This window comes from Coleofasciculus sp. G1-WW12-02 (assembly GCF_040219735.1).
Taxonomy (GTDB): domain Bacteria; phylum Cyanobacteriota; class Cyanobacteriia; order Cyanobacteriales; family Coleofasciculaceae; genus Coleofasciculus.
In genome coordinates this window covers 39,834-47,215 of the sequence record NZ_JAVJRX010000138.1, presented here as the reverse complement: position 1 = coordinate 47,215, position 7,382 = coordinate 39,834, and the positions used below count along the sequence as shown (strand labels likewise).

The following is a 7,382-nucleotide window of genomic DNA, read 5'->3' as shown; positions in this document are numbered from 1 at the left end:
TTTTGACTACTTGGTAGTTTTCTACGGGTGTTTGGTTTAAGTATTGCCGCAAGGATAGATAATTGTAAGGTGTGTCGCGGAACTAAGAATCCCCGCACTTATAGGGCGGGGAGTGTCAAGCAATGCTTCCCACGTAGAAACAATATCTCCTGTCCAAGTCCAAGCATAGCGTTGTAACCCCGCCCAACCCGATCGCGCGACAATAAAGGGACGTTTTTGAGGTTGATACTGACGCATCCCTTCATAAACGGCTTGGTTTTCCAGAAATCCATACACATTATGTGCCTGTCGATGGTCACCTTTTTTTCCTTCTAAGTCATGTTGTGCGACTAGAGGAAGGGTAGGATCACCCCAACTAACGAACACTGACGGTTCATTCATATCATTCCAAACACCGGCAATTCCCACCTTGAGCAGATAGGCGAATTGCTGACTCCACCACGTCCGAACATCGGGGTTGGTGAAATCAGGAAATACCGTTTTTCCCGCCCAAACCGGGGCAATGATAAGTTCTCCATTGGGATAGGTGCAAAAGGCATCCAGAATTTGTCCTTCTAGAAACAAATTGCTCTGGCGGCTGTACTTAATTCCAGGATTATTAATGGCAACGCATCGGACACCTAATTCTGCCAGTTCTTGGGTAAAATTCCGTAGATTAGGAAAGCGTTTGGGGTCAATGGTAAAGGCACGATTTTTAACTTGACAATCAATATCGAGATGAATAGCGCTTAAAGGTAAATCATGAGTTTGAAATAAATTTACTTCCTGTCGCACCTTGTCTTGGGTACGGTAGCCCCAGCGCGATTGGTGATACCCTAATGCCCAACGAGGCGGTAGTGGCGCTCGACCCGTTAATTGGGTATAGCGTTCTATCAGTTGGGGGGGTTCGCCAATGGTGATGTAGTACCGGAGAGAGCCATTTTCAAAATTCGCGATCGCCTGATCAGAAAATGTAAATGATCATGGATTACGCTGTCCTCTTTGCGGGATTCGCGTTTTCTACTGAGAACTAGCCATGTTTCTCTAGGAACATCTCTAGTCTAAAATTGGCGCGATGATGCATAATAAAAGGATCGGGGACATTAGCCACTAAGACAGCCATGACCCAACGCCACTGGCTCGATATTACCGAATATGTCTGTATCGGGGGTTCACTCTTAGGAACCGCGATCGCAGCCGCTACTCAGCAAGTCGTCTACGCGGCTACCCCCTTAACCTTCACTCTGGGGGTAAATGTCCTGAATCGCCAACGGCTGTATCAACTCAACCGTCAACACCAGGATAGTGCGATCGCGCAGGTGTATCAAAACCTAGAACCGATTCACGAGCAATTCTCTCAACTGGACATCCAGACTCAGGAGCGTATCGATCACCTCAAGGATATTAACGCTCAACAGTATAAGGCGACGATTAACAAAATTCATCAGCTGATCGAACCCCTGAATCAACAACTGATTCAACTGGATACCCGCAGCCAAGAACAACTTGAACAATTCAATACCGCGAATCAGCAACAACACACGGAAATTATCGCCCACATCTATCAACTCATCCATCCCCTGCACCTGCATCTTAGCCAACTCGACGAAAAAACCCAACAGCGCGATCGCCAAACCCAAGCCCAACTGGATCAATTACACGCATTACAACACCTGCAAGCGGAAGGTATTCTGGCTTACATTAACCCCCTCATCGACACCCTCAATCAGGAACTAATTCGCCTAGATAGCCAAACTCAACAACAGTTTGCTGAATTTAGCGCCGCCAATCAGCAACAGCATGATGGGATTATTACCCAGGTTCAGGAACACCTGGAACCCCTAAAAACTCAACTCGACACCTTAACGCCACAGGTTACTAGCCAAGGATTACAGCTTGGACAACTAAAAGACGCGATCGCGAAATGGTATGACTACCTTGAACCCCTCAACCAGCAAGTCTCTCACCTGGAAACCAACTCGCAACAGGTAAATTCCCAGCGACACCAACAGATTGAACAACTCAAAGAAACTATTGTTCAACTTCAGACGACAATCTATAAACTGCAAGACATTAAGGACAAAAATCAATTACTCTCGCCGCCCAAAAACGCCCCAGAAACGCCAGAACCCTCATCCCTTTCCCTGGCAATGTTAAGACATGAACTCGACGCCGGACTTCAGGGAGTGGGTAAAAATATTCATCAGATTGGTAATTCCCTGCAAGACTTATGGACGGGATTAACCACATTGGAAACCCGCACAGAGTCTGGCTTAATCACCCAGAAATGGCATTGTGTGCAAACCTTAACCGCCCATTCGGGTAAAGTGAATACTGTGGCAATTAGTCCCCAGGGAGAGGTTTTTGCCAGTGGTAGTGATGACCAAACCCTTCGACTCTGGCAATTAAAAACGGGTCAGGAGATGGGCATTCTGGCTAAAAACTTTGCCTGGTTTAATGGAGTCAAATCAATTGCCTTTAGTCCTGATGGGAAACTGCTTGCCTTTGGTAATGATGATTATACGATTAAGGTATGGGCGTTAGAAACGGGCAAGGAAATCTATACCCTCATGGGACATTCAAGTTCAGTTAAATCAATTGTCTTTAGTCGAGATGGGCAACGTTTAATTAGTGGAAGTGATGATAGAACGATTAAACTGTGGAACCTGGAAATTGGTAAAGAAATTCCCTTATCGATCCAGCCTTCAGATTGGCTAGGGCGAGTCAACGCAGTGGCGATTAGTCCCAACGGTCAAATTATTGCTAGTGGGAGTGATGATAAGACGATTAAGGTTTGGGATTTAACCACAGGTCAATTAATCATGACGTTGAGTGGACATAAAGCTGCCGTTAAGTCAGTGGTATTTAGTCCCGATGGTAAAATGATTGCCAGTGGTAGTTCGGATCAAAGGATTAAGCTTTGGTATCTGGGAACGGGTAAAGAAATGAGTACCTTGTCGGGGAATTTTGGTTCGGTTAATTCACTTGCTATGAGTCGGGATGGAAAAGTTCTGGTGAGTGGGAGTTCTGATGAGACGGTGCAGCTTTGGCAGTTAAGTACAGGGAAAATTATTGATATTCTGAAAGGGCATAACGGTGCGGTGTATTCGGTGGCGATAAGTCCGGATCGAAAGACTGTGGTGAGTGGGAGTTCGGATAAGACGATTAGGATTTGGCAGTGTTGATGATGGGGGTATTGGAATTATAGTTTAAGGCAGAGGGACGCAGATTCTAAGTAGTCGGACAAAATTAAATCGGGTTATCGGGCTACTCATGACAAATTTTAATTTGATTCCAGATATTTCAAAGGTTCAGGTTTACCAACTTCAGCAAAAGGAGCTTGCCTGATAGCCGTAATTAAATCCAATCAATTGTATAGCCTTAAAGACTATCTGGATCAATATTCAACTCCCGTAATTTCGCGGCTAACCGTTCAGCGCGTTGAGCTTCTTGTTGGGCGCGTTGAGCTTCTTGTTCTCGCTGTTGTTCTAATTCCAAATAGGATAAAAACCGTTGCCCATCGGGTCGATATAATTCTAACCCGGCTTCGGGTAATTCAAACCGCACTGTTAAGCGAGGACTAACCCAGCCGGACATCGGTTCAATGACTTCTAATAGTCCTTCAATTCTTTGCCACCCTCTCAAGTCTTTATCCTCTGGATCATAGAGGTAATATTCTTCAACACCGTAGCGATTATAAAATGCCAGTTTTTTATCCATCTTAGTCTGGCTGTCATGAAACGAACGAATTTCAAAGACAACTTGTGGCGGGATATTGTTTTCGCGCCATTGCAGGTAGGAACGACGATCCTCTTTAGGGACACCAAAAACAACCATGACATCCGGCGCTTGGGAGATGGTGTTATTGCCTTCGACGGGATACCAGAGTAAGTCTCCGGCTACAAATACATTAGGCTCATCTTTAAATAGAGCATCACAGCCACCTTTAATTTTGGTAATCCATTGATATTGAATGGTGCTGTCTGCCATGGGTTGACCATCACTACAGGGATAAATGATTTCTTCTTTTGTAAGTATCATACTATTAGGTGTTAGGTTTTAGGTTCATTTATTATAAGCAATGCGCCCGGATAAAGCCAAAATAGAGACGAATACCTCTATATCCCTTGGCTGATGAGCTATTGTCTCAATCCTCACTGCGATCACCCCCAAAACCCAGATGGGATGCGGTTTTGCCGACGTTGCGGTTCCAAGCTGTTGCTGCGAGAACGTTACCGCAGTCTGGGATTGATTGGACAAGGGGGTTTTGGCAGAACGTTTTTAGCAGTAGATGAGGATAAACCCTCGAAACCTCAATGTGTGATTAAGCAGTTTTTCCCCCTCTACCAGGGGAAAAGCGATATCCAAAAAGCCACAGAATTATTTGAACGAGAAGCCGTGCGTCTGGATGAATTGGGCAAACATCCCCAGATTCCGGAATTGCTGGCTCATTTTACCCAGGATAATCGCCAGTATTTAGTTCAAGAGTTTATTGATGGGCAAAATTTAGCCCAAATCTTGGCAAAGGAAGGGGTATTTAACGAACAGCAGATTCGGGATATGCTGCGAGATTTGCTAGCTATCCTTGAGTTTATCCACTCGCGCTCTGTTATTCATCGAGATATTAAACCAGAAAATATTATTCGTCGTCGGCATATTTATACTGGGGAAACGGGGGAAAATGAAGAAGGTGTAATCAAGGGTAATTTGGTTTTAGTTGATTTTGGTGCGGCTAAACATGCCATTGGGACGACAAAAACGGGAACGACTGTGGGGACACCGGACTATATTGCCCCAGAACAAGCTAAAGGAAAAGCCATTTTTGCCAGTGATTTGTATAGTTTGGGTGTTAGTTGTATTCATTTACTCACCCAGGTACTTCCTGAACAACTGTTTGATACGGGAGAGGATATCTGGATATGGCGGCGTTACTTAAAAAATAATTCGGTTAGTGATGAATTAGCCTATATTTTAAATAAACTCCTGAAAAGAGCAACTAATCATCGTTATCAATCTGTTGCTGAAGTTCTGGGAGATTTAAATCAACTCCCATCGATTTCGCTAACCCAACGTTCTACCCCATCGCTATCGCCTCAATCGATTACCCTGTCAGGATTTCAGGTAACAGGAGGTCAAGGTGCGATCGCACAGGCTCCGGCAAATCCACTCAGCCTCCAGCCACCTTCTCATCCACCCTTAACCAATTGGCAAGTTGTGCAAACCCTAAATGGACATTGGGGTTCCGTGGAAGCGGTGGCGATTAGTCCCGATGGCTTAATTCTGGCTAGTGGTAGTGCAGACGCCACGGCTATGCTATGGCAGTTACCAGAAGGACGAGAGTATCATACTCTAAATGGTCATATCGAACGAGTCTGTGCTGTCGCATTCACGCCGGATAGTCAATGTTTAGCCACAGGAAGTTATGACCAAACGATTAAACTTTGGCAGGTACAGAATGGACAACTTATTTTAACCCTAACTGGTCATAAAAAATGGATTAGTTCCCTCGCCATTAGTCCCGATGGGCAGATATTAGCTAGTGGTAGCAATGATGGCACGATTAAGTTATGGCATATCCAACAGGGTAGGGAATTATATACGCTGACAGGACATACCACTTATATTAATGAAATTGCCATCAGTCCCGATGGAGAAAGTATTGCCAGTGTCAGTGGGGATGGAACGGTGAAATTATGGCAAATCAGTACAGGGGAAGAACAGAATAGTTTTGGCGATAGCCAGTTACGTTTCGGCTTTTTCTATTCCGTCGCCTTTAGTCCCGATGGGCAACTCCTCGCCACCGGAAAAAGCGATGGCACAATTACATTATGGCAGTTAGAGACAAGAAGGGAACTTGGTACTCTTAAGGGTCATAATCAACGAGTACGGACATTAGCTTTTAGTCCCGATGGATACACCTTAGCCAGTGGTAGTATGGATAAAACAATTAAGATTTGGCAACTGTACGATAGGCAAACCCTTGCTACCCTGAACGGGCATACCTGGGAAGTCTATGCTGTCGCCTTTAGCCCCGATGGTGAGACACTTGTGAGTGGCAGTATGGATAAGACGATTAAAGTTTGGCGTTGTGATTAAGTGAAAAGGCAGAGGGCAGAAGGTTTATGATTAGTACATAGTGATTTCAGCCGTTAAATCTGTCCTAATCTTTATGACAACAGCTATAAAAATCTAATCATTGGTCAAAATGTAGGGGCGCACCGACGTGCGCCCTCACCGATATATATTAACGTGCGCCCTCAGCCTACACTTACCACTTGAGCAAATTAAACTGCTCCATATCAATCGTGTCGCGATTGCGGTAAATCGAAAGCACAATTGCCAACCCAACCGCCGCTTCAGCCGCCGCTACCGTAATCACAAACACAGCAAAAACCTGACCTTTAATTCCTACAGGGTCAATAAAATTAGAAAACCCCATTAAATTCAAATTGACCGCATTTAACAGCAGTTCAATTGACATTAACACGCGCACAGCATTGCGGCTGGTAATCAAGCCATAGATACCCAGGCAAAACAAAGCCGCTGCTAGCAGTAAAAAATATTGAAGTTGCAGTTCCATGAATTAATGTTTAATGTTCGATGTTTGACAGTTGGGCGGGTTTTGTTGATCACTTATCGGTAACCCAGTCGGGCTGGTTTTGTTGATCACTTATCGGTCACAAAGTCTATTGAAAACCTAAACCCGCCCCTACACCAGCCCCTACACTCGCCCCTATTCCCGCCCATAGCACAATACGTTTTATCGAGGGCTTTTTGGAGCATCTCCGCCTACAGATGCCAACTGACGCTGGCGTTCTGGCAAAGTAGAAAACTCAGTCTCTGATGTATCGCGAGGTATCAAGCTTTCTGGGATAAAGTCGCGACGTGCCAAAATAATTGCACCCACCATCGCCATCAACAACAGTACCGAGGCGAGTTCAAATGGCAGTAAAAAGTCACTGAAGAAATGCTTGCCAATCTCCACCACTGATCCTTCACCCTCGACCATCGTACCCGAATATATCGACCAAGGTGTCGCTAATATCATCGTTCCCAGCAAAGCAAATAATCCCAGACAAACCAGCGCGGTTGCACCTTGACGAATCCAACGATTCGCAATTGGTTTAAAATCTTCTCGCTTATTCACCAACATAATGGCAAACAAAATTAGCACATTCACCGCACCCACATAAACCAATATTTGCGCGGCAGCGACAAAATCAGCATTTAGTAACAGGTAAAATCCCGCCATACTAATGAAGACACCGCCAAGTAAAAATGCCGAATAAACGATGTTATTGAGTAGGACAACCCCTAAGGCTGACCCAATCATCATTACCGACAAAATCGCAAATGAAACAAACTGAACCCCTTGGGCTAGATCCACTGTACCTTCACTCCTT

6 protein-coding genes are annotated in these 7,382 nt (G+C 44.9%); 2 read left to right on the top strand and 4 right to left on the bottom strand.

All coding sequences use genetic code 11. The features are described from left to right. Positions 1-36 precede the first annotated feature (36 nt). Complete coding sequence (locus RID09_RS22410; RefSeq protein ID WP_446338130.1) at positions 37-873, bottom strand: TIM-barrel domain-containing protein; 837 nt, start codon at positions 871-873, stop codon at positions 37-39. A 227-nt stretch (positions 874-1,100) separates the two neighbouring features. On the opposite strand from RID09_RS22410, the gene RID09_RS22405 reads away from it, so the two are divergent. Then, entirely contained in the window at positions 1,101-3,164 is a 2,064-nt protein-coding gene (locus RID09_RS22405) for a WD40 domain-containing protein (RefSeq protein ID WP_446338127.1), read from the top strand. A 196-nt stretch (positions 3,165-3,360) separates the two neighbouring features. On the opposite strand, the gene RID09_RS22400 is transcribed toward RID09_RS22405, so the two are convergent. Continuing rightward, on the bottom strand, positions 3,361-4,020 hold the full coding sequence (locus RID09_RS22400) for a Uma2 family endonuclease (RefSeq protein WP_446338126.1): 660 nt from the start codon (positions 4,018-4,020) through the stop codon (positions 3,361-3,363). A 93-nt stretch (positions 4,021-4,113) separates the two neighbouring features. Between RID09_RS22400 and RID09_RS22395 the strand changes: the two genes are divergently transcribed. After that, complete coding sequence (locus RID09_RS22395) at positions 4,114-6,075, top strand: protein kinase domain-containing protein (protein WP_446338125.1); 1,962 nt, start codon at positions 4,114-4,116, stop codon at positions 6,073-6,075. 172 nt (positions 6,076-6,247) lie between these two features. Here RID09_RS22395 and nuoK read toward each other — a convergent pair whose 3' ends face one another. After that, positions 6,248-6,559, bottom strand: coding sequence for an NADH-quinone oxidoreductase subunit NuoK (nuoK, locus tag RID09_RS22390; protein ID WP_446338124.1), 312 nt, complete (start codon positions 6,557-6,559; stop codon positions 6,248-6,250). Positions 6,560-6,739: 180 nt separating this feature from the next. Further along, positions 6,740-7,366, bottom strand: a complete 627-nt coding sequence (locus RID09_RS22385) for an NADH-quinone oxidoreductase subunit J (protein ID WP_446338123.1) — start codon at positions 7,364-7,366, stop codon at positions 6,740-6,742. Positions 7,367-7,382 lie beyond the last annotated feature (16 nt).